Below are 20,863 nucleotides of genomic sequence, written 5' to 3' on the forward strand. Positions count from 1 at the left end.
CTTGCCGTCCCACCGGTCCCGCGAATGCGCACGGGGTCCGGAGCGCGAGCTTTTTCCAAGGCTGACAAGCTGTTACTGTAGCGGCCCGAATATCCAGAAGTCGCCATGGATCGGACCCTCCTACCGATGCGCCCCCTCTGTCTGCTGTTGCTCAGTGTGCTCACAAGTGCGCCAGCGGCTGCGCGCATCACCGAAAGCCATGGCTACGCCCAGTTCGGTGTGCTCAAGTACCCCGCCAACTTCCGCCATCTCGACTGGGTCAATCCCAAGGCTCCCAAGGGCGGCACACTGCGCCTGATGGCCCTCGGCACCTTCGATACGCTGAACCCCTACAGCTTCAAGGGGACCAGTCCGTCGGCGACGGCCGACTTCCTCCAGTACGGCATCAGCGAGCTGAACGAGCCGCTGATGGTCGGCTCCGGAATGTACGACCCCTCCGGGGACGAGCCCGCGTCCAACTATGGCCTGATCGCCGAATCCGTCGAATACAACGAAAGCCGCAGCTGGGTGGTGTTCAACCTGCGCAAGGCAGCCCGCTTCCATGACGGCAAGCCGATCACCGCCGAGGACGTGGCCTTCTCCTACCGCCTGCTCAGTCAGGAAGGACACCCCCAGTACCGCACCGAGCTGCGCGAGGTGCAGCGGGTCGACGTCCTCGGGCGCCAGCGCATCCGCTTCGTCTTCAAGCGCTCCGGCAATCCGCTGCTGATCCTGCGCCTCGGCGAACTACCGGTACTCCCCCGCCATTACTGGACAGGCCGCGACTTCAAGGCCACGACCTTCGAGCCGCCGCTGGGCAGCGGCCCCTACCGCGTCGTCCAGGTGCAGCCGGGGCGCCGCCTGGTGTTCGAGCGGGTGAAGAACTGGTGGGGCGCGAAGCTGCCGATCAACCGCGGCAAGTACAACTTCGACCGGGTGGAGGTGGACTTCTACCGCGACAGCGGAGTCGCTTTCGAGGCGTTCAAGGCCGGGCACTTCGACTTCTACATCGAGCACCAGGCGAAGAACTGGGCCAGGGGCTACCGCTTTCCGGCCGTGGAGACGGGTCAGGTGGTCCGCGCCGAAATTCCGCACCGGATCCCGACGCAGACCCAGGCGCTGTTCATGAATACCCGACGCAGCTCCTTCGCCGATCCCAGGGTGCGCGAAGCCCTGGGGCTGATGTTCGATTTCGAATGGACCAATCGCACCCTGTTCTACGGTGCCTACTGGCGTGCCGAGAGCTACTACCCGAACAGCGAGTTCTCCGCCACCGGCAAGCCCGAGGGCGAGGAGTGGCTGCTGCTGTCGAAACATCGCCAGCAATTGCCCGAGCGCCTGTTCCGCGAGCCCTTTCCGATGCCGAAGACCGACGGCCGTGGCATTCCGCGCGAGACCCTGCGCCGCGCCCTCGCCCTGCTCGGCGAAGCCGGCTGGAAGCTCTCCGGCCAGCAACTGGTCGATGCTCGCAGCCAGCCGCTGCGCTTCGAAATACTGCTGGTCAACCCAAGCCTCGAGCGCATCCTCCAGCCCTACAGCGAGAACCTCGCCAGCATCGGCATTGAGGTCCGGCTGCGCACCGTGGATCGCGCCCAGTACAAGCAGCGGCTCGACCACTTCGACTACGACATGATCCTGCTGACCCTGCCGCAGACTCTCAGCCCTGGCCTCGAGCAATGGTTCTACTTCCACTCCAGCCAGGCTGGTGTGAGGGGCGGCAAGAACTACGCGGGCATCGCCAACCCGGTGGTCGACAGCCTGCTGGAAAGTCTTCTGGCGGCAAAGACCCGGGAGCAGCAGGTTGCCGCCACCCGAGCCCTGGATCGCGTCCTGCTCTGGCAGCACTACAGCATCCCGAACTGGTACATCAATCACCACCGTCTGGCGTACCGCAACCGGTTCGCCTTCGTCACCACGCCCCCCTACACCCTGGGCCTGCGTGCCTGGTGGCTGAAGACCAAGGAGAACGACCGATGACGTCTTCACTGCGCTCCTTCCTGCTCACCGCCGGCGCTAGCCTGCTGCTCGGCCTCGCCAGCCTGGCCCAGGCAGCCCCGCAACATGCCCTGACGCTCTATGGCGAAGCGCCGAAATACCCCGCTGACTACCGGCATTTCGAGTACGTCAACCCGGATGCACCCAAGGGCGGCACCTTGCGCCAGGCCGGGTTCGGCAGCTTCGACAGCCTCAACCCCTTCATCAACAAGGGCGTCGCCGCCGACGAGATCGGCCTGGTCTATGACACCCTGACCCGCCACAGCCTCGACGAGCCCTTCACCGAATACGGCCTGCTCGCCGAGAAGATCGAGCGGGCCCCCGACAACAGCTGGGTGCGCTTCCACCTGCGCCCCGAGGCGCGCTTCCACGATGGCCATCCGGTGACTGCCGAGGACGTGGTGTTCACCTTCGACACCCTGATGAAGGATGGCGCCCCCATGTATCGCGCCTACTATGCCGACGTCAGCCAGGCGGTCGCCGAGGACGAGCGGCGCGTGCGCTTCGATTTCAAGCATGCCGGCAACCGCGAGCTGCCGCTGATCCTCGGTCAGCTGGCGGTGCTGCCCAAGCACTGGTGGGAAGGCCGCGACTTCACCAAGTCCGGTATGGAGCCGCCGCTGGGCAGCGGCCCGTACCGGATCGCCAGTGTCCAGCCCGGACGCAGCATCCGCTACGAGCGGGTCAAGGACTGGTGGGGCAAGGACTTGCCCGCCAACCGCGGCTTCTACAATTTCGATGCGGTGCAGATCGACTACTACCGCGACAACACCGTCGCCCTGGAGGCCCTCAAGGCCGGGCAGTTCGACTACTGGCTGGAGACCAGCGCGAAGAACTGGGCGACTGCCTACGACGTTCCCGCGGTCAAGAACGGTCAGTTGGTCAAGGAAGAGATCGCCAACAACAACCCGACCGGCATGCAGGGCTTCGTCTTCAATATCCGCCGGCCGCTGTTCCAGGACCGCCGGGTACGCGAGGCCCTGGCCCTGCTGTTCGACTTCGAGTGGACCAACCGCCAGTTGTTCAACGGCGCCTATACCCGCACCCGCAGCTATTTCGACAATTCCGAGCTGGCCTCCCGCGGCCTGCCCGATGCGGCCGAGCTGAAGATCCTCGAGCCGCTGCGTGAGCAGATTCCGCCGGAGGTCTTCAGCAGCGAATTCCGCCCGCCGGTCAGCGACGGCAGCGGCATCGTCCGCGACCAGCAGCGGCGCGCCTACCAGCTGCTGCAGGAGGCCGGCTGGCGGGTCGAGGGCGACCGCATGCTGGATGCCAAGGGCCAGCCGGTGCGCATCGAGTTCCTCCTCGTCCAGGCCGATTTCGAGCGCATTCTGCTGCCCTACAAGCGCAATCTCGCCGATCTCGGCATCAACCTGGAGATCCGCCGGGTGGATGTCTCCCAGTACATCAACCGCCTGCGCTCGCGCGACTTCGACATGATGGTCGGCGGTTTCGCCCAGTCCAACTCGCCCGGTAACGAACAGCGCGAATACTGGCACTCGGACAGCGCCGACAACCCGGGCAGCCGCAACTTCATCGGCCTCAAGGATCAGGCCATCGACCGCCTGGTCGATGGCCTGATCCAGGCCGACACCCGCGACAGCCTGATCGCCCACACCCGTACCCTGGACCGGGTGCTGTTGTGGGGCCACTACGTGGTGCCCAACTGGCACATCAAGACCTGGCGGGTGGCCTACTGGAATCGTCTCGCCCACCCGAAGGTGACCCCGCGCTACGACATCGGCCTGTACACCTGGTGGAGCAAATCCGAGCCCGCAGCCGCCTCGGACGCGCCGGCGACCACGGAGCGCTGAGATGTTCGCCTATATTCTGCGCCGCCTGCTGCTGATCGTACCGACCCTGCTCGGCATCCTGCTGCTCAACTTCGTCATCATCCAGGCCGCCCCCGGCGGCCCGGTGGAGCAGGCCATCGCCAAGCTGGAAGGCTTCGAGGCCGCTGCCGGCGGCGCCACCGGACGCATCTCCGGCGGCGGCGGCGAAGTTTCCGCAGGCAGCTCCCGCTACCGCGGCGCCCAGGGACTGGACCCCGAACTGATCGCCGAGATCGAACGCATGTACGGCTTCGACAAGCCGGCCCACGAGCGCTTCTGGCTGATGCTGACCAACTATCTGAAGCTGGACTTCGGCGAAAGCTTCTTCCGCGACGCCACGGTCGTCGACCTGATCCTCGAGAAGATGCCGGTGTCGATCTCCCTGGGGCTGTGGAGCACGCTGATCATGTACCTGGTGTCCATTCCCCTGGGGATCGCCAAGGCGGTGCGCCACGGCAGCGCCTTCGACGTCTGGACCAGTTCGGCGATCATCGTCGGCTATGCGATCCCGGCCTTTTTGTTCGCCATCCTGCTGATCGTGCTGTTCGCCGGCGGCAGCTACTTCGACTGGTTCCCGCTGCGCGGGCTGACCTCGAACAACTTCGACGAACTCAGCCTGGGCGGCAAGATCCTCGACTACTTCTGGCACCTGGCCCTGCCGGTGACCGCCCTGGTGATCGGCAACTTCGCCACCCTCACCCTGCTGACCAAGAACAGCTTCCTCGACGAGATCAACAAGCAGTACGTGGTGACCGCGCGCGCCAAGGGTCTGTCGAAGAACCGCGTGCTCTACGGACACGTGTTCCGCAACGCCATGCTGATCGTCATCGCCGGCTTCCCTTCGACCTTCATCGGCCTGTTCTTCACCGGCTCGCTGCTGATCGAGGTGATCTTCTCCCTCGACGGCCTCGGCCTGCTGAGCTTCGAGGCGGCGATCAACCGCGACTATCCGGTGGTGTTCGGCACCCTCTTCATCTTCACCTTGCTGGGACTGGTCGTGAAACTGATCGGCGATCTCACCTACACCCTGGTCGATCCGCGCATCGACTTCGAAAGCCGGGAGAGCTGACGATGAAACTGACTCCCCTCAACCGGCGCCGGCTGGAGCTCTTCAAGGCGCACCGGCGCGGCTGGTGGTCGCTCTGGCTGTTCCTCGCGCTGTTCATCGCCAGCCTCGGCGCCGAGCTGATCGCCAACGACAAGCCGCTGGTCGTGCGCTATGACGGCGGCTGGTACTTCCCGGTGTTCAAGCGCTACCCGGAGACCACCTTCGGCGGCGAATTCCCGCTGACCACCAACTACAAGAGTCCCTACATCCAGAGCCTGATCGCGGAGAAGGACGGCTGGATGCTCTGGCCGCCGATCCCCTTCAGCTACTCGAGCATCAACTACGAGCTGACCGTTCCGGCACCGGCGCCGCCGTCGCAGGTCAACTGGCTGGGCACCGACGACCAGGGCCGCGACGTGCTCGCCCGGGTCATCTACGGCTTCCGCATCTCGGTGCTGTTCGCCATAACCCTGACCCTGCTCAGCTCGCTCGTCGGTGTCCTCGTCGGTGCCCTGCAGGGCTTCCACGGCGGCTGGGTCGACCTGCTCGGCCAGCGTTTCCTGGAGGTCTGGTCCGGCCTGCCGGTGCTCTACCTCCTGATCATCCTGGCCAGCTTCGTGCAGCCGAACTTCTGGTGGCTGCTGGGCATCATGCTGCTGTTCTCCTGGATGAGCCTGGTCGACGTGGTGCGCGCCGAGTTCCTGCGCGGCCGCAACCTGGAGTATGTGCGCGCCGCCCGCGCCCTGGGCATGGGCAACGGCGCGATCATGTTCCGGCACATCCTGCCCAACGCCATGGTCTCGACCATGACCTTCATGCCCTTCATCCTCACCGGCGCCATCGGCACCCTCACCGCCCTGGACTTCCTCGGCTTCGGCCTGCCGCCCGGCGCGCCGTCCCTCGGCGAACTGGTCGCCCAGGGCAAGGCCAACCTGCAGGCGCCCTGGCTGGGGATCACCGCCTTCGTGGTGCTGGCGCTGATGCTCAGCCTCTTGGTGTTCATCGGCGAGGCGGCGCGCGATGCCTTCGATCCCAGGAAGTGAAATGAACGATTCGCAGAACCTCATCGAGATCCGCGATCTCGCGGTCGAGTTCGTCGGTAGCGACCGGGTGCAGCGCGTGGTGGAAGGCGTCAGCTTCGACATCCGCCGCGGCGAGACCCTGGCCCTGGTCGGCGAGAGCGGCTCCGGCAAGTCGGTCACCGCCCACTCGATCCTGCGCCTTCTGCCCTACCCGCTGGCCCGCCACCCGGCCGGCAGCATCCGCTACGCCGGGCAGGATCTGCTCAGGCTCGACGAGCGCCAGCTGCGCGGCATCCGTGGCAACCGCATCGCCATGGTCTTCCAGGAACCGATGACCTCGCTGAACCCGCTGCACAGCATCGAGAAGCAGATCAACGAGGTCCTCGCCCTGCACAAGGGCCTGCGCGGAGCAGCCGCCACCGCGCGGACCCTGGAACTGCTCGAGCTGGTCGGCATTCCCGAACCGCACAAGCGCCTCAAGGCCTATCCCCACGAACTCTCCGGCGGCCAGCGGCAGCGGGTGATGATCGCCATGGCCCTGGCCAACGAGCCGGAGCTGTTGATCGCCGACGAGCCGACCACGGCGCTGGACGTCACCGTGCAGCTGAAGATCCTCGAGCTGCTCAAGGATCTGCAGGCCCGCCTGGGCATGGCGCTGCTGCTGATCACCCACGACCTCAACCTGGTGCGGCGCACCGCCCACCGGGTCTGTGTCATGCGCGGCGGTACCATCGTCGAACAGGCCGGCTGCGAGGAAATCTTCCACGCCCCCAAGCACCCCTATACTCAGGAACTGCTCGGCGCGGAACCGCGCGGCGAGCCGGCGGACAACCCGGTCGGCGAACCGTTGCTGGAGATCGAGGGTCTGCGTGTCTGGTTCCCGATCAGGAAGGGTTTGCTGCGCCGCACGGTCGACCACGTCAAGGCGGTGGACGGCATCGGCTTCACCCTGCACCGCGGGCAGACCCTGGGGATCGTCGGCGAAAGCGGTTCCGGCAAGTCCACTCTCGGCCTGGCGATCCTGCGCCTGCTGTCCAGCCAGGGTTCGATCCGCTTCCGCGGCCAGACGCTGAACGGTCTGTCTCAGCATGAGATCCGCCCCCTGCGGCGGGAGATGCAGGTGGTCTTCCAGGACCCCTACGGCAGTCTCAGCCCGCGCATGTCGGTGGGCCAGATCGTTGGCGAGGGGCTGCGGATCCACGGCCCGGGCACGCCGGCCGAGCAGGAGCAGGCGATCATCGAGGCGCTGCGCGAGGTCGGCCTGGATCCGGAGACCCGTCACCGCTATCCCCACGAGTTTTCCGGCGGGCAGCGGCAGCGGATCGCCATCGCCCGGGCGCTGGTGCTGAAGCCGGCGCTGATCCTGCTGGACGAGCCCACCTCGGCGCTCGACCGCACGGTGCAGCGCCAGGTCGTGGAGCTGTTGCGTTCGCTGCAGCGCAAGTACGACCTGACCTACCTGTTCATCAGCCACGATCTGGCGGTGGTCAAGGCGCTCAGTCATCAGCTGATGGTGGTCAGGCAGGGGCAGGTGGTCGAACAGGGGGCGGCACGGGACATCTTCGCCGACCCGCAACATATTTATACACGGCAGTTGCTGGAAGCCGCCTTCCTGGCTCCCGGCAGCGCCGATTAACTAGAAGAGGAACTGATCCATGGGATTTCTCGCCGGTAAGCGCGTACTGATCGTCGGCGTCGCCAGCAAACTGTCCATCGCCTCCGGTATCGCCGCCGCGATGCACCGCGAAGGTGCCGAACTGGCCTTTACCTATCAGAACGACAAGCTCAAGGGCCGTGTCGAGGAGTTCGCCACCGGCTGGGGCTCCAGTCCCGAGCTGTGCTTCCCCTGTGACGTGGCCAACGACGAGGACATCGCCAAGGTCTTCGAGGAACTGGGCAAGAAATGGGATGGCCTGGACTGCATCGTCCACTCGGTCGGCTTCGCCCCGGGCGACCAGTTGAACGGCGACTTCACCGAAGTCACCACCCGCGAGGGCTTCAAGATCGCCCACGACATCAGCGCCTATAGCTTCGTCGCCCTGGCCAAGGCCGGCCGCGAGATGATGAAGGGCCGCAACGGCAGCCTGCTGACCCTGTCCTACCTGGGCGCCGAGCGCACCATGCCCAACTACAACGTGATGGGCATGGCCAAGGCCAGCCTGGAGGCCGGCGTACGCTACCTGGCTGCCAGCCTCGGCCCGGAAGGCACCCGCGTCAACTGCATCTCCGCCGGCCCGATCCGCACCCTGGCCGCCTCCGGCATCGCCAGCTTCCGCAAGATGCTCGCCGCCAACGAGCGCCAGACCCCCCTGCGCCGCAACGTGACCATCGAGGAGGTCGGCAATGCCGGCGCCTTCCTCTGCTCCGACCTCGCCTCGGGCATCAGCGGCGAAGTCCTCTACGTCGACGGCGGCTTCAACACCACGGCCATGGGCTCGCTGGAAGACTGATACCGCCTACAGGGATCGGCGTCCCAGCCCCCCTACCGAGCAATGCCCGTATCCTGCGATACGGGCATTGTCGTTTCCGGGTCTTGTCCGACTCTCCCGCACGCCCTTTTGAGAAATCCATATTTTGCGCAGCCTATCCCCGAAGGTGATTTCGCTCAGGAGCGGGATTCATCGCCGGGCAGCGTCGCCGCTCCATGCAGTGCCGGACGGTACATGGTCAAGGCGATTCCCGCGAAGACCAGGGCGATGCCGGCGAGGTGATAAAGCTGTGGCCGCTCGCCCAGCAACAGCGTCGAGAGGATGGTGCCGAACACCGGCATCAGGTGCAGGAACAGCGAGCCCCGCGCCGGTCCGATGGCGGCCACGCCCGCGTTGTAGCAGAGAAACCCCAGGAAGGCCGCCACCACACCTGCGTAGAGAATGCCGCCGACGGACTGTGCGTTGAGCACGATCGAACGCCCGCCCGCGATCTCCCAGGCGTAGACCGGCGCCTGGACCAGCAGACCGACTGCGATACATGCGGCGAGCAGCAGCAGCGGATGCACGCCCTGCGGCCGCCACTGCAGTCCCACGGTGTAGAACCCCCAGGACAGCACCGCCGCAAGCATCCACAGGTCGCCGGCGTTCAGGCTGAGCGCCAGCAAGGTGTCGAGGCTGCCCTGAGCCACCAGAATCACGACCCCGAGCAGCGAGACGACCACACCCAGAGCCTCCTGGCGGGCAAGACGCTTGCCGAAGAACAGGAAGGCCAGGGCGATGGTCGCCACGGGAATGAAGGAGTTGAGCAGGATGGCGCTGGTCGCCGTCGTGTACTGCAGGGCGATATAGGAGAAGGTGTTGTAGCAACCCACGCCCAGGACGCCGAGCAGGAGCACCGCCCACCAGCCTGCGCGCAGTGCCGGCCATTGGCTACGCAGGTGCGGCAAGGCAAGCGGCAGCACCAGCAGGAAGGCGGTGGTCCAGCGCCAGAACGCCAGCCCCACCGGCGGCAGGTCGCCGCGCAGTCCGCGGCCCATGACCAGATTTCCCGACCAGAACAGCGAGGCCAGGGTCAGCAGCAGATAGGGATTGACCAGCAGTCGCTTCATCGGGAAATCCAGGTGGAGGAAAGGCTACTTCTCTTCCTTCAGGGGGGGCATGGGCGGAGTCGGCGTATAGACCATCACTTCCAGCACCTCGGAATGGAACTCACGGTGGTAGAGCACCATGACCACGCCCGTGGTGACCAGCATGAACACCCAGGGGTTGATGAACCAGGCCAGCATGGCCAGGCCGAAATAGTAGGCGCGCAGGCCGAAGTTGAACTGGTTGGCAGCCAGCGAGATCACCCGCGCGACGCGCTCGGCAAACGCCTTGCGCTCCTGCTCGGTAACGTGCCGCTCCCCCAACATGGGGGCAGCACCGACCAGCACTGCCACGAAATTGTACTGGCGCATGCACCAGGTAAAGGTGAAGAAGGCATAGACGAACACCACGCTCAGGCAGAGCAGCTTGATTTCCGACAGCTCGCGGCTGGCCATCTGGACAAAGGGCAGCTCGGCCAGCAGGGAAACCGCACGCTCCGACGATCCCAGCACGGTGAGAATGCCGGCAAGGATGATCAGCGTACTGGAGGCGAAAAAGGACGCACTGCGCTCCAGACTGCCGATCACGCTGGCATCGGCGATGCGGCTGTCGCGCAGCAGCAGGCGTCGCATCCAGTCCTCGCGATAGAGGTGCATGATGCTGGCGAGACAGGGGGTGTCGCGCCCTTTCCAGATGGCATAGCGGGTATAGCCCCCCCAGCAGAGCACGAACCAGATGACGGCGAACAGGTGAGGCAGATAGCTTTCGGCGCTGAACATCGGTACTCCTAGCCGCAGCAACGCGAGAAGCCCGTCACTTTACCCAGACGATGAAAAAATGCCAGCCGGCAGAGCGACCGGCATTTGCCTCCAGGAGGGCCTTCGGCCTCAGGACCGCTTCATTTCCCAGCCGGTCAGTTCGGCCAAGGCCTTGCCGATGTCCGCCAGGGAGCGCACGGTCTTCACTCCGGCATCCTGCAGAGCGGCGAACTTCTCGTCCGCGGTTCCCTTGCCTCCGGAGATGATCGCGCCGGCATGCCCCATGCGCTTGCCTGCCGGCGCGGTGACGCCGGCAATGTAGGAAACCACCGGCTTGGTGACGTTGGCCTTGATATAGGCTGCCGCTTCCTCCTCGGCACTGCCGCCGATCTCGCCGATCATCACGATGGCCTCGGTCTGAGGATCGTTCTGGAACAGGCCGAGAATGTCGATGAAGCTGGAGCCCGGGATCGGGTCGCCGCCGATGCCCACGCAGGTGGACTGGCCGAAACCGGCGTCGGTGGTCTGCTTCACTGCCTCGTAGGTCAGGGTGCCCGACCGGGAGACGATGCCGACCTTGCCCGGCATATGAATGTTGCCCGGCTGAATGCCGATCTTGCATTCGCCGGGGGTAATCACCCCCGGACAGTTGGGGCCGATCAGGCGTACGCCCAGCTCGTCGCACTTGAGCTTAACCTGCAGCATGTCGAGGGTCGGTACACCCTCGGTGATGCAGACGATCAAGCGGATGCCGGCAAAAGCCGCTTCGAGGATGGAGTCCTTGCAGAAAGGTGCGGGCACATAGATGACCGAGGCATCGGCGCCGGTGGCCTCCACGGCTTCCCTGACCGTGTTGAAGACCGGCAGGCCGAGATGAACGGTACCGCCCTTGCCCGGAGTCACGCCCCCGACCATGCGGGTGCCATAGGCCATGGCCTGCTCGCTGTGGAAGGTTCCCTGGCTGCCGGTGAATCCCTGGCAGATGACCTTGGTGTCCTTGTTGACCAGAATGCTCATCGGTTGCCCTCCGCTGCCTTGACTACCAGCACCGCCGCATCGGTCAGGGTGCTGGCCGGAATGATGTTCAGACCGCTCCGGACCAGTGCCTCGGCACCCAGCTCTGCGTTGTTGCCCTCCAAGCGGACGACCACCGGCACCTTCACGCCAACTTCCCGGACCGCACCGATGATGCCTTCGGCGATCATGTCGCAGCGCACGATGCCACCGAAGATGTTGACCAGCACGGCCTTAACGTTGGCATCGGAGAGGATGATCTTGAAGGCTTCGGTCACCCGCTCCTTGGTCGCGCCGCCGCCGACGTCGAGGAAGTTGGCCGGCCTGCCGCCATGGAGATTGACGATGTCCATGGTGCCCATGGCCAGGCCGGCACCGTTGACCATGCAACCGATGTTGCCCTCGAGGGCCACGTAGTTCAGCTCCCACTTCGCCGCATGCACCTCACGGGGATCATCCTGTGAAGGATCGTGCATGGCGCGCAACCTGGGTTGGCGGAACAGGGCATTGGCGTCGAGATTGATCTTGGCATCCAGACAGAGGAGATTGCCGTCCTTCTGGACCACCAGCGGGTTCACCTCCACCAGGGCCAGGTCGTGCTCCTGGAACAGTTTGGCCAGAGCGATGAAGATATGGGTGAACTGCTTGAGCTGGTCACCCTCGAGACCCAGCTGGAAGGCCAGCGCGCGGGCCTGGAACGGCTGGGCGCCGATCAGGGGATCGATGGTGGCCTTGAGAATCTTCTCGGGCGTTTCGTGGGCGACCTGCTCGATGTTCACCCCGCCCTCGGTGGAAGCCATGAAGACGATACGGCGGCTGGAGCGGTCGACCACCGCCCCCAGATAAAGCTCCCGCTCGATCTCGGTGCAGGCCTCGACCAGGATCTTGTTGACCGCTTGTCCCGAAGCGTCGGTCTGGTAGGTCACCAGCCGCTTGCCCAGCCAGGTGAGGGCGAAGTCCCTCGCCGCCTCCCTGCTCTTGACCAGCTTGACACCACCGGCCTTGCCGCGACCACCGGCGTGCACCTGGGCCTTCACGACCCAGCAACTGCCGCCAATCGTGTCGCAGGCCTGTGCCGCAGCCTCCGGGGTATCGACGGCAATGCCTCGGGACACGGGTAAACCATATTCGGCAAAAAGCTGCTTGCCCTGATATTCATGGAGATTCATGTCTGGGTACCGTTCTGGTTTTTATGGCTGTCCTTGCGCAGCATGGTGCCGGGACCATGCTGACACGGTAGTTATGACCATACCATACCAGCGAAAGCAGCGCGGCAGACGCTCCGCTATAGCTACAAGGAGCTACGACGGATTGTCTGCCGCTGGGTGTTGCCTTGTTGCCTGATTACTTCTTGCGGTTGGCAATGTGAATTGCGTGACCGCTGACCGCCAGGGCGGCTTCGTGCAGCGCCTCGGACAGAGCCGGGTGAGCAAAGACCATCATGCCCAGATCTTCGGCACTGGTGCCGAATTCCATGGCGATGGCGCCCTGCTGGACCAGTTCGGCAGCGCTCGGGCCAATCACGTGAACGCCCAGTACGCGGTCGGTCTTGGCATCGGCGATGACCTTGACGAAGCCGGCAGTTTCGTTGGCAGCCATGGCGCGACCGCTGGCAGCGAACGGGAAGACACCGACATTGATGGCCACGCCTTCGGCTTTCAGAGCCTGCTCGGTCTTGCCGACACCGGCGATTTCCGGGTGGGTGTAGATGACGGCCGGAATCAGGTCGTAGTTCATCTGGGCCTTGTGACCGGCGATACGCTCGGCAACCATCACGCCCTCTTCCGAGGCCTTGTGGGCCAGCATCGCGCCGCGCACCACGTCGCCGATGGCGTAGACGCCCGGAACGCTGGTCGCGCAGTAGTCGTCGACGTAGATGAAGCCGCGCTCATCCATGGTCACGCCGCTGTCGGCAGCCAGCAGGTCGGTGGTCACCGGACGACGGCCGACCGCGACGATCAGCTTGTCGAAGGTTTGCGACTTCTCGCCTTCGGCATCGGTGAATTTGACGATGACTTGCTTGTCCTTGATCTCGGTGCCGGTGACGCGGGCACCCAGCAGGATCTTCAGGCCCTGCTTGGTAAGGATCTTCTGGGCCTCCTTGGCGACCTGCTCGTCGACGGCCGGCAGGAACTTGTCCATGGCTTCGAGCACGGTGACCTCGGCACCCAGGCGGGCCCAGACCGAGCCCAGCTCGAGGCCGATCACGCCAGCGCCGATCACGCCGAGCTTGCCCGGAGCGCTCTGGAAGTCCAGGGCGCCGGTGGAGTCGACGATGACATCCTGATCGACCGGCGCCGGCGGGATTTCCACCGGCTTGGAACCGGAAGCGAGAATCACGTTCTCGGCCTCGAGCACCTGGGTGCTGCCATCGGCGGCAGTAACTTCGACCTTCTTGCCGGCCAGCAGCTTGCCATGACCTTCGAACAGGGTGGCACCATTGGCCTTGATCAGCGAGGAAACCCCGCCGGTGAGATTTCTGACGATCTGATCCTTGCGGGCGATCATGGTCGGCACGTCGATGGCGACTTCGCCGGTGCTGATGCCGTGGAGCTTGAAGCTCTCGTGTGCCTCATGGAACTTGTAGGAGCTGTCCAGAAGGGCTTTGGAGGGAATGCAACCCACGTTCAGGCAGGTGCCACCCAGTGCAGTCTTGCCCTCCTTGCCCTTGTATTTCTCGATCAGAGCAGTCTTGAGGCCGAGCTGGGCAGCCTTGATGGCAGCTACGTAGCCACCGGGGCCTGCACCAATCACAATCACGTCGAACTTCTGGCTCATAGCGAATCCTCTTCTTTAAAGCGGCGTAAAGCCGCCGGCATAGGCCTCCTCAAAGGCCAGCGCCGGCAGCTTGCGGTCTCAGATCAGATGTCCAGCAGCAGGCGAGCCGGGTCTTCCAGGAGATCCTTCATGGTCACCAGGAAGGTAACGGCTTCCTTACCATCGATCAGGCGGTGATCGTAGGACAGGGCAAGATACATCATCGGCAGGACGACTACCTGACCGTTCACGGCCATCGGGCGCTCCTGGATCTTGTGCATGCCGAGGATGGCCGTCTGCGGCGGGTTGACGATCGGGGTCGACAGCAGGGAACCGAACACGCCACCGTTGGAGATGGTGAAGGTACCGCCGGTCATTTCCTCGATGGTCAGCTTGCCGGCCTTGGCCTTCTTGCCGAACTCGTTGATGCCGCCTTCGATTTCCGCCAGGCTCATGAACTCGGCGTTGCGCAGGACCGGCACCACCAGACCACGATCGCTGGACACGGCCACACCGATGTCCTGGTAGCCGTGGTAAACGATGTCGTTACCGTCGATGGAGGCGTTGACGCCCGGCTGACGCTTCAGGGCCTCGACAGCGGCCTTGACGAAGAAGGACATGAAGCCCAGGCGCACGCCGTTGTGGGTCTTCTCGAACAGGTCCTTGTACTTGGCGCGCAGTTCCATGACCGGCTTCATGTTGACTTCGTTGAAGGTCGTCAGCATGGCCATGGAGGATTGGGCCTCGACCAGGCGCTCGGCGACCTTGGCACGCAGGCGGGTCATCGGCACGCGCTTCTCGACGCGATCGCCGGCTGCGAACAGCGGAGCGGCAGTGGCGGCGGCAGCCGGCTGGCCGGCAGGAGCGGATTTCTTGGCCTCAACGGCAGCGACCGCATCTTCCTTGGTCACGCGACCGCCTTTGCCGGTACCGGTGATGCTGTCGGCAGCGATGGCGTTTTCCTCGGCGATCTTGCGAGCAGCCGGGGACAGGATCGGCGCCTCGGCAGCGGCCGGAGCGGCAGCGGCAGCCGGAGCGGCAGCAGCCGGAGCCGGGGCGGCAGCCGGAGCGGCAGTGGCAGCGCCGCCTTCGGTCAGCTTGCCGAGCAGTTCGCCGCTGAGCACGGTGTCGCCTTCGTTCTTGACGATCTCGGCAATCACGCCGTCCGCCTCGGCAAGCACTTCCATCACGACCTTGTCGGTCTCGATGTCGACGATCAGCTCGTCACGCTTGACGGCTTCGCCGGGCTTCTTGTGCCAGGTGGCAACAGTGCCGTCCGCGATCGATTCCGGGAAAGTCGGGGCTTTGATATCGATAGCCATTATCTAAGATTCCTATTTATTCGTTGCTTCTGCGAGAAGGCATTAAACAGTGAAAGCATCCTGCAGCAGTTTTTCCTGCTGCTCGGCATGCATCGACGCGTAACCGCAAGCCGGAGCGGCCGAGGCTTCGCGACCGGCATACTGAAGGAACAGGTCCTTCTTGTGCGCGCTGGCGACACGACGCATGTGATGCTGGCTGCAATACCAGGCCCCCTGGTTCATCGGCTCTTCCTGACACCAGACCACGTGCTTGAGGTTGGTGTAGGGCGCCATGACCTCGGCCAGCTCCTCTTCCGGGAACGGATAGAGCTGCTCGATGCGAACGATGGCGATGTCCTCGCGGCCCTCGGCACGGCGCTTGTCCAGCAGGTCGTAGTAAACCTTGCCGCTGCACAGGACCAGACGTTCGACCTTCTTCGGATCGAGGCTGTCGACCTCCGGCAGGACCGGATGGAAGGAGCCGTGAGCCAGATCCTCCAAGGTGGAGATCGCCGCCTTGTGGCGCAGCAGCGACTTCGGCGTCAGGACCACCAGCGGCTTGCGCAGCGGGCGGATCACCTGGCGACGCAGCATGTGGTAGACCTGCGCCGGGGTGGTCGGCACGCAGACTTGGATGTTCTGCTCGGCGCACAGCTGCAGGTAGCGCTCCAGACGGGCGGAGGAGTGCTCCGGCCCCTGACCTTCGTAGCCGTGCGGCAGCAGCATGGTCAGGCCGCACAGACGGCCCCACTTGGTCTCGCCGCTGCTGATGAACTGGTCGATCACCACCTGGGCACCGTTGGCGAAGTCACCGAACTGGGCTTCCCAGATCACCAGCGCGTTCGGCGTGGTAGTGGCGTAGCCGTATTCGAAGGCGAGCACCGCCTCTTCCGAAAGGAAGGAGTCGTACAGCTCGAACGTCGGCTGCCCCTCATAGAGGTTCTGCAGCGGGATGTAGCGGCTGGCGTCCTTCTGGTTGTGCAGCACGGCATGGCGGTGCGAGAAGGTGCCACGACCGACGTCCTGGCCAGTGATGCGCACCGGATGGCCTTCCTTCAACAAGGTGGCGTAGGCCAGGGTCTCGGCGCAGCCCCAGTTGATCGGCATGGCGCCGACGCCCATACGGTCGCGATCCTCGAGGATCTTGGCGACCTGGCGCTGCACGACGAAACCTTCCGGGATCTGCAGCAGCTTGGCGTTCAGCTCCTGCAGGGTCTTCAGGTCGAAGCTGGTGTCGTGACGAGCAGTCCAGGCGTGGCCCAGGTACGGGGTCCAGTCGACGAACAGCTCGGTGTTCGGCTCCTTGACCAGGCTCTTGAGCACGTGCTGACCGTTGTCCAGCGCGGTACGGTACTCGTCACCCTTGGCCTGGACTTCTTCCTGGCTCAGGCTGCCTTCCTTGACCAGGGCATCGGCGTACAGCTCGCGGGTGGTGCGCTGCTTGGCGATCTTCTGGTACATCAGCGGCTGGGTGCCGCTCGGCTCGTCGGCCTCGTTGTGGCCGCGACGGCGGTAGCAAACCAGATCGATGACCACGTCGCGCTTGAATTGCATGCGGTAGTCGACGGCCAGCTGAGTTACGAACAGCACGGCTTCAGGATCGTCGCCGTTGACGTGCAGGACCGGTGCCTGAATCATCTTCGCCGGATCGGTGCAGTACTCGGTGGAGCGGGTATCGGCCGGGTTGCTGGTGGTGAAGCCAACCTGGTTGTTGACCACGATGTGGATGGTACCGCCCGTCTTGTAGCCGCGGATCTGCGACATCTGGAAGGTTTCCATCACCACGCCTTGACCGGCGAAGGCCGAGTCGCCGTGGATGGAGATCGGTACCACCTTGTCGCCGATAGCGTCGCCACGACGGTCCTGACGGGCACGCACGGAGCCTTCGACCACTGGGGAGACGATTTCCAGGTGCGACGGGTTGAATGCCATGGCCAGGTGCACTTCGCCACCCGGGGTCATCACGTTGGAGGAGAAGCCCTGGTGGTACTTCACGTCACCGGAGCCCAGCTCGACCATCTTCTTGCCTTCGAACTCGTCGAACAGGTCGCGCGGGTTCTTGCCCAGCGCATTGACCAGCAGGTTCAGACGGCCGCGGTGGGCCATGCCGATGACGACTTCCTTGGTGCCGTAGGAGCCGGAGCGCTGGATGATCTCGTCGACAACCGGAACCAGGCTCTCGCCGCCTTCCAGACCGAAACGCTTGGTGCCCGGGTACTTGGTGCCCAGGTACTTCTCCAGGCCTTCGGCAGCGGTCAGGCGCTCGAGGAGGTGGCCTTTCACCTCTTTGGAGTAAACCGGGCGACCACGCACGCTCTCCATGCGCTGGGCGAACCAGTTGCGCTGCTCGGAATCGACGATATGGGTGAACTCGGCGCCGATAGTGCGGCAATATGTCTCCTGCAATGCCTGCAGGATTTCGCGTAGGGTCGCTTCTTCCTTACCGATGTAGAGTTCGCCGGTGCGGAAGGTGGTGTCCAGATCGGCGTTGGTCAGCCCGTAATGAGTGATCGACAGATCGGAGGGCGCGGTGCGCTGCCAAAGACCGAGCGGGTCCAGTTGCGAGGCCTGATGGCCGCGCATGCGGTAGGCCTGGATCAGACGCAGGACTTCGACCTGCTTCTTCTCGTGTTCGGTGCTTACGCTGGAGGTTGCGACCGGCTGTGCGCGACGCTGGTTCTTGGCCAACAGAACGAACTGGTCGCGGACGGGAGCGTGTGGAACGTCGGAGGAGGTGCCGGCTTCGGCGGGCAGTTTCTCGAAATAGGTGCGCCACTCTTCGGGCACAGCGTTGGGGTCGTGCAGGTAAAGCTCGTAGAGCTCTTCCACATAAGCAGCATTTCCACCGGAAAGGTGGGCACTGTTCCACATGCGTTGCATAACGCTATCTTGCATGCTTGGTCACCCTTGTGAGGGGACACCATCGGCGTGAGCCGCACATGGTCGTTCCAAAGTCATGAAGCAGCGACTTTGGTAAAGCCACTACGGATCCCACAGATAGTCCGGACGCCTGCCCGGATGCCCCTGCTAGTCAAATTCTTCATAGGAGCGCGGCTTCATGAGCTGCGGATCCATCTTCGACTGCGGCGCCAGGATCGCTCCCGACGCCGCAGGTATACGGTATTGCCAAGAACCGATCAGGTACCGCTACGCAGCAGCATGTCGCGCACGTGACCGATGGCCTTGGTCGGGTTCAGGCCTTTCGGGCAGACATACACACAGTTCATGATGCCGCGGCAACGGAATACGCTGAACGGGTCGTCCATGGCAGCCAGACGGTCCTGGGTCTTGGTGTCACGACTGTCGGCCAGGAAGCGATAAGCCTGCAGCAGTGCAGCGGGACCGAGGAACTTGTCCGGGTTCCACCAGAAAGACGGGCAGGAGGTCGAGCAGCAAGCGCACAGGATGCACTCGTAGAGACCGTCCAGCTTCTCACGCTCTTCCGGGCTCTGCAGACGCTCGATGGCCGGGGCGGGAGTATTGTTTTGCAGGTAAGGCTGCACCTTTTCGTACTGCTTGTAGAAGATGCTCATGTCCACGACCAGGTCGCGGATGACCGGCAGGCCGGGCAGCGGGCGGATAACCAGCTTGCCGTCAGTCACCACGCTGGACAGCGGGGTGATGCAGGCCAGGCCGTTCTTGCCATTCAGATTCATGCCATCGGAGCCGCAGACACCTTCGCGGCAGGAGCGGCGGTAGGAGAAGCTGCCGTCACGCTCCTTGATCAGGGCCAGGACATCGAGGACCATAAGATCCTTGCCGTCGATGTCAATGTTCAGGTTCTGCATGTAGGGAGCAGAGTCCTGCTCCGGGTTGTAGCGATAAACGCTAACTTGCAATGTCTTGGGCAGCGACATATCGATAACCCTTAATAAGTACGCACTTTGGGTTCAAACACCGGAACGGTCTTCGGCGCGAAGTTGACAGCACGCTTGGTCACGCGCTTCTCACCCGGGAAGTACAGGGTGTGGCACAGCCATTCCTTGTCGTCGCGCTCTTCGAAGTCCTCACGGGCGTGGGCGCCACGGGATTCCTTGCGAGCTTCCGCAGCGATCGCAGTGGCCTCGGCCACTTCGAGCAGGTTCTGCAGCTCGAGAGCTTCGATGCGAGCGGTGTTGAACGCCTGGCTCTTGTCGTTGATCTTGACTTGAGCGATGCGATCACGCAGCTCGGCCAGCTGGGCGATACCCTTCTGCATGTATTCGCCGGTACGGAACACACCGAAGTAGTTCTGCATGCAGTTCTGCAGCTCTTTGCGCAGGGGAGCGACTTCTTCGCCAGTGCTGCGCTCGTTCACGCCGGACAGGCGCTTGAGGGACTCGTCCAGGTCGGACTCGGAAGCACCACGGTACTCGATGCCTTCCTTGAGTGCCTTCTCCAGATGCAGACCGGCGGCACGGCCGAACACGACCAGGTCGAGCAGCGAGTTGCCGCCCAGACGGTTGGCGCCGTGTACGGACACGCATGCCACTTCACCCACGGCGAACAGACCTTCGATGATCTTGTCGTTGCCGTTGGCGTCCTGGGTGATGGCCTGGCCGTGGATGTTGGTGGCCACGCCACCCATCATGTAGTGGCAGGTCGGCACGACCGGAACCGGGGCAGTCACCGGATCGACATGGGCGAAGGTCTTGGACAGTTCGCAGATGCCGGGCAGGCGGCTGTGCAGCACTTCCTCGCCGAGGTGGTCGAGCTTCAGCAGCACATGGTCGCCATCCGGACCACAACCGTTGCCGGCGATGATTTCCTTGACCATGGAGCGGGCGACGACGTCACGACCGGCAAGGTCCTTCGCGTTCGGAGCATAACGCTCCATGAAACGCTCGCCGTGCTTGTTGATCAGGTAGCCACCTTCGCCGCGGCAGCCTTCGGTCACCAGCACACCGGCACCAGCGATACCGGTCGGGTGGAACTGCCACATCTCGATGTCCTGCACCGGCACGCCAGCACGCAGGGCCATGCCCACGCCGTCACCGGTGTTGATCAGAGCGTTGGTGGTCGAGGCGTAGATGCGACCGGCGCCGCCGGTGGCCAGAACCACGGCCTTGCAGCGGATGTAGACGGTTTCGCCGGTTTCGATGCAGATGGCGATGATGCCGACCACGGCGCCGTCCTGGTTCTTCACCAGATCGACCGCGTACCACTCGTTGAGGAACGTGGTGTTGTTCTTCAAGTTGCCCTGATACAGGGTGTGCAGCAGCGCGTGGCCGGTACGGTCGGCAGCTGCGCAGGTACGGGCAGCCTGGCCGCCGTTGCCATAGTCCTTGGACTGGCCACCGAACGGACGCTGGTAGATGCGGCCGGTTTCGGTACGGGAGAACGGCAGCCCCATGTGCTCGAGTTCGAATACGGCTTCGGGGCCGACCGAGCACATGTATTCGATGGCGTCCTGGTCACCGATGTAGTCGGAGCCCTTGACGGTGTCGTACATGTGCCAGCGCCAATCGTCGTTCGGGTCGGCCGAGGCGATGGCGCAGGTGATGCCGCCCTGGGCGGACACGGTGTGTGAACGGGTCGGAAATACCTTGGTGACTACTGCAGTCTTGTGGCCGCCCTGAGCCAGTTGCAGAGCAGCACGCATGCCAGCACCACCACCGCCGACGATGATTGCGTCGAAGGAAAGCGTACGAATGTTAGCCATG

General features: G+C 64.0%; 15 protein-coding genes. 6 read left to right on the forward strand and 9 right to left on the reverse strand.

The features are described from left to right. Positions 1-126 precede the first annotated feature (126 nt). From GCU53_RS02900 to fabI, 6 genes are read left to right on the forward strand one after another with little or no spacing between them, the layout of a single operon-like run. On the forward strand, positions 127-1,956 hold the full coding sequence (locus tag GCU53_RS02900; RefSeq protein WP_152389766.1) for an extracellular solute-binding protein: 1,830 nt from the start codon (positions 127-129) through the stop codon (positions 1,954-1,956). Then, positions 1,953-3,788: an extracellular solute-binding protein gene (locus GCU53_RS02905; RefSeq protein WP_152386289.1), complete on the forward strand. Its 1,836-nt coding sequence runs from the start codon at positions 1,953-1,955 to the stop codon at positions 3,786-3,788. The genes GCU53_RS02900 and GCU53_RS02905 overlap by 4 nt, the downstream gene beginning before the upstream one ends. Before the next feature lies 1 nt (position 3,789). Next, on the forward strand, positions 3,790-4,875 hold the full coding sequence (locus tag GCU53_RS02910) for a microcin C ABC transporter permease YejB (RefSeq protein ID WP_152386290.1): 1,086 nt from the start codon (positions 3,790-3,792) through the stop codon (positions 4,873-4,875). A gap of 2 nt (positions 4,876-4,877) precedes the next feature. Then, on the forward strand, positions 4,878-5,897 hold the full coding sequence (locus GCU53_RS02915) for an ABC transporter permease (RefSeq protein ID WP_152386291.1): 1,020 nt from the start codon (positions 4,878-4,880) through the stop codon (positions 5,895-5,897). Position 5,898: 1 nt separating this feature from the next. Then, positions 5,899-7,512 (forward strand): ABC transporter ATP-binding protein, encoded by a 1,614-nt coding sequence (locus GCU53_RS02920; protein ID WP_152386292.1) that lies wholly within the window; start codon positions 5,899-5,901, stop codon positions 7,510-7,512. A gap of 19 nt (positions 7,513-7,531) precedes the next feature. After that, on the forward strand, positions 7,532-8,326 hold the full coding sequence (fabI, locus tag GCU53_RS02925; protein WP_152386293.1) for an enoyl-ACP reductase FabI: 795 nt from the start codon (positions 7,532-7,534) through the stop codon (positions 8,324-8,326). 155 nt (positions 8,327-8,481) lie between these two features. Here fabI and GCU53_RS02930 read toward each other — a convergent pair whose 3' ends face one another. The 9 genes from GCU53_RS02930 to sdhA form a co-directional block, all read right to left on the reverse strand. Next, a complete protein-coding gene (locus GCU53_RS02930; protein WP_152386294.1) occupies positions 8,482-9,414 on the reverse strand; it encodes a DMT family transporter in 933 nt (310 codons plus the stop codon). Positions 9,415-9,438: 24 nt separating this feature from the next. Beyond that, positions 9,439-10,170 (reverse strand): DUF599 domain-containing protein, encoded by a 732-nt coding sequence (locus tag GCU53_RS02935; protein ID WP_152386295.1) that lies wholly within the window; start codon positions 10,168-10,170, stop codon positions 9,439-9,441. 108 nt (positions 10,171-10,278) lie between these two features. After that, complete coding sequence (gene sucD / locus GCU53_RS02940) at positions 10,279-11,166, reverse strand: succinate--CoA ligase subunit alpha (RefSeq protein WP_152386296.1); 888 nt, start codon at positions 11,164-11,166, stop codon at positions 10,279-10,281. Further along, on the reverse strand, positions 11,163-12,332 hold the full coding sequence (gene sucC, locus GCU53_RS02945; protein WP_152386297.1) for an ADP-forming succinate--CoA ligase subunit beta: 1,170 nt from the start codon (positions 12,330-12,332) through the stop codon (positions 11,163-11,165). The genes sucD and sucC overlap by 4 nt, the downstream gene beginning before the upstream one ends. A gap of 175 nt (positions 12,333-12,507) precedes the next feature. Beyond that, positions 12,508-13,941, reverse strand: coding sequence for a dihydrolipoyl dehydrogenase (gene lpdA / locus GCU53_RS02950; RefSeq protein WP_152386298.1), 1,434 nt, complete (start codon positions 13,939-13,941; stop codon positions 12,508-12,510). Between the two features lie 83 nt (positions 13,942-14,024). After that, positions 14,025-15,242 carry a dihydrolipoyllysine-residue succinyltransferase gene (gene sucB / locus GCU53_RS02955; protein ID WP_152386299.1) on the reverse strand — a complete coding sequence of 406 codons (1,218 nt, stop codon included), beginning with the start codon at positions 15,240-15,242 and terminating at the stop codon, positions 14,025-14,027. Between the two features lie 42 nt (positions 15,243-15,284). Next, entirely contained in the window at positions 15,285-18,116 is a 2,832-nt protein-coding gene (locus GCU53_RS02960; RefSeq protein WP_152386300.1) for a 2-oxoglutarate dehydrogenase E1 component, read from the reverse strand. A gap of 242 nt (positions 18,117-18,358) precedes the next feature. After that, a complete protein-coding gene (locus tag GCU53_RS02965) occupies positions 18,359-19,078 on the reverse strand; it encodes a succinate dehydrogenase iron-sulfur subunit (protein ID WP_152386301.1) in 720 nt (239 codons plus the stop codon). Between the two features lie 11 nt (positions 19,079-19,089). Further along, positions 19,090-20,862 carry a succinate dehydrogenase flavoprotein subunit gene (gene sdhA / locus GCU53_RS02970; RefSeq protein ID WP_152386302.1) on the reverse strand — a complete coding sequence of 591 codons (1,773 nt, stop codon included), beginning with the start codon at positions 20,860-20,862 and terminating at the stop codon, positions 19,090-19,092. Position 20,863 lies beyond the last annotated feature (1 nt).

Origin of the sequence: Azotobacter salinestris (assembly GCF_009363155.1) — a bacterium.
GTDB lineage: Bacteria > Pseudomonadota > Gammaproteobacteria > Pseudomonadales > Pseudomonadaceae > Azotobacter > Azotobacter salinestris.

What these genes read in the sequence shown, in the direction of transcription:
- fabI (WP_152386293.1), top strand. Translation starts at nt 7,532, where the DNA reads ATGGGATTTCTCGCCGGTAAGCGCGTACTGATCGTCGGCGTCGCCAGC.
- GCU53_RS02920 (WP_152386292.1), top strand. Translation starts at nt 5,899, where the DNA reads ATGAACGATTCGCAGAACCTCATCGAGATCCGCGATCTCGCGGTCGAG.
- GCU53_RS02930 (WP_152386294.1), bottom strand. Translation starts at nt 9,414, where the DNA reads ATGAAGCGACTGCTGGTCAATCCCTATCTGCTGCTGACCCTGGCCTCG.
- GCU53_RS02935 (WP_152386295.1), bottom strand. Translation starts at nt 10,170, where the DNA reads ATGTTCAGCGCCGAAAGCTATCTGCCTCACCTGTTCGCCGTCATCTGG.
- GCU53_RS02915 (WP_152386291.1), top strand. Translation starts at nt 4,878, where the DNA reads ATGAAACTGACTCCCCTCAACCGGCGCCGGCTGGAGCTCTTCAAGGCG.
- sdhA (WP_152386302.1), bottom strand. Translation starts at nt 20,862, where the DNA reads ATGGCTAACATTCGTACGCTTTCCTTCGACGCAATCATCGTCGGCGGT.
- sucB (WP_152386299.1), bottom strand. Translation starts at nt 15,242, where the DNA reads ATGGCTATCGATATCAAAGCCCCGACTTTCCCGGAATCGATCGCGGAC.
- sucD (WP_152386296.1), bottom strand. Translation starts at nt 11,166, where the DNA reads ATGAGCATTCTGGTCAACAAGGACACCAAGGTCATCTGCCAGGGATTC.
- GCU53_RS02905 (WP_152386289.1), top strand. Translation starts at nt 1,953, where the DNA reads ATGACGTCTTCACTGCGCTCCTTCCTGCTCACCGCCGGCGCTAGCCTG.
- GCU53_RS02900 (WP_152389766.1), top strand. Translation starts at nt 127, where the DNA reads ATGCGCCCCCTCTGTCTGCTGTTGCTCAGTGTGCTCACAAGTGCGCCA.
- GCU53_RS02965 (WP_152386301.1), bottom strand. Translation starts at nt 19,078, where the DNA reads ATGTCGCTGCCCAAGACATTGCAAGTTAGCGTTTATCGCTACAACCCG.
- lpdA (WP_152386298.1), bottom strand. Translation starts at nt 13,941, where the DNA reads ATGAGCCAGAAGTTCGACGTGATTGTGATTGGTGCAGGCCCCGGTGGC.
- GCU53_RS02910 (WP_152386290.1), top strand. Translation starts at nt 3,790, where the DNA reads ATGTTCGCCTATATTCTGCGCCGCCTGCTGCTGATCGTACCGACCCTG.
- GCU53_RS02960 (WP_152386300.1), bottom strand. Translation starts at nt 18,116, where the DNA reads ATGCAAGATAGCGTTATGCAACGCATGTGGAACAGTGCCCACCTTTCC.
- sucC (WP_152386297.1), bottom strand. Translation starts at nt 12,332, where the DNA reads ATGAATCTCCATGAATATCAGGGCAAGCAGCTTTTTGCCGAATATGGT.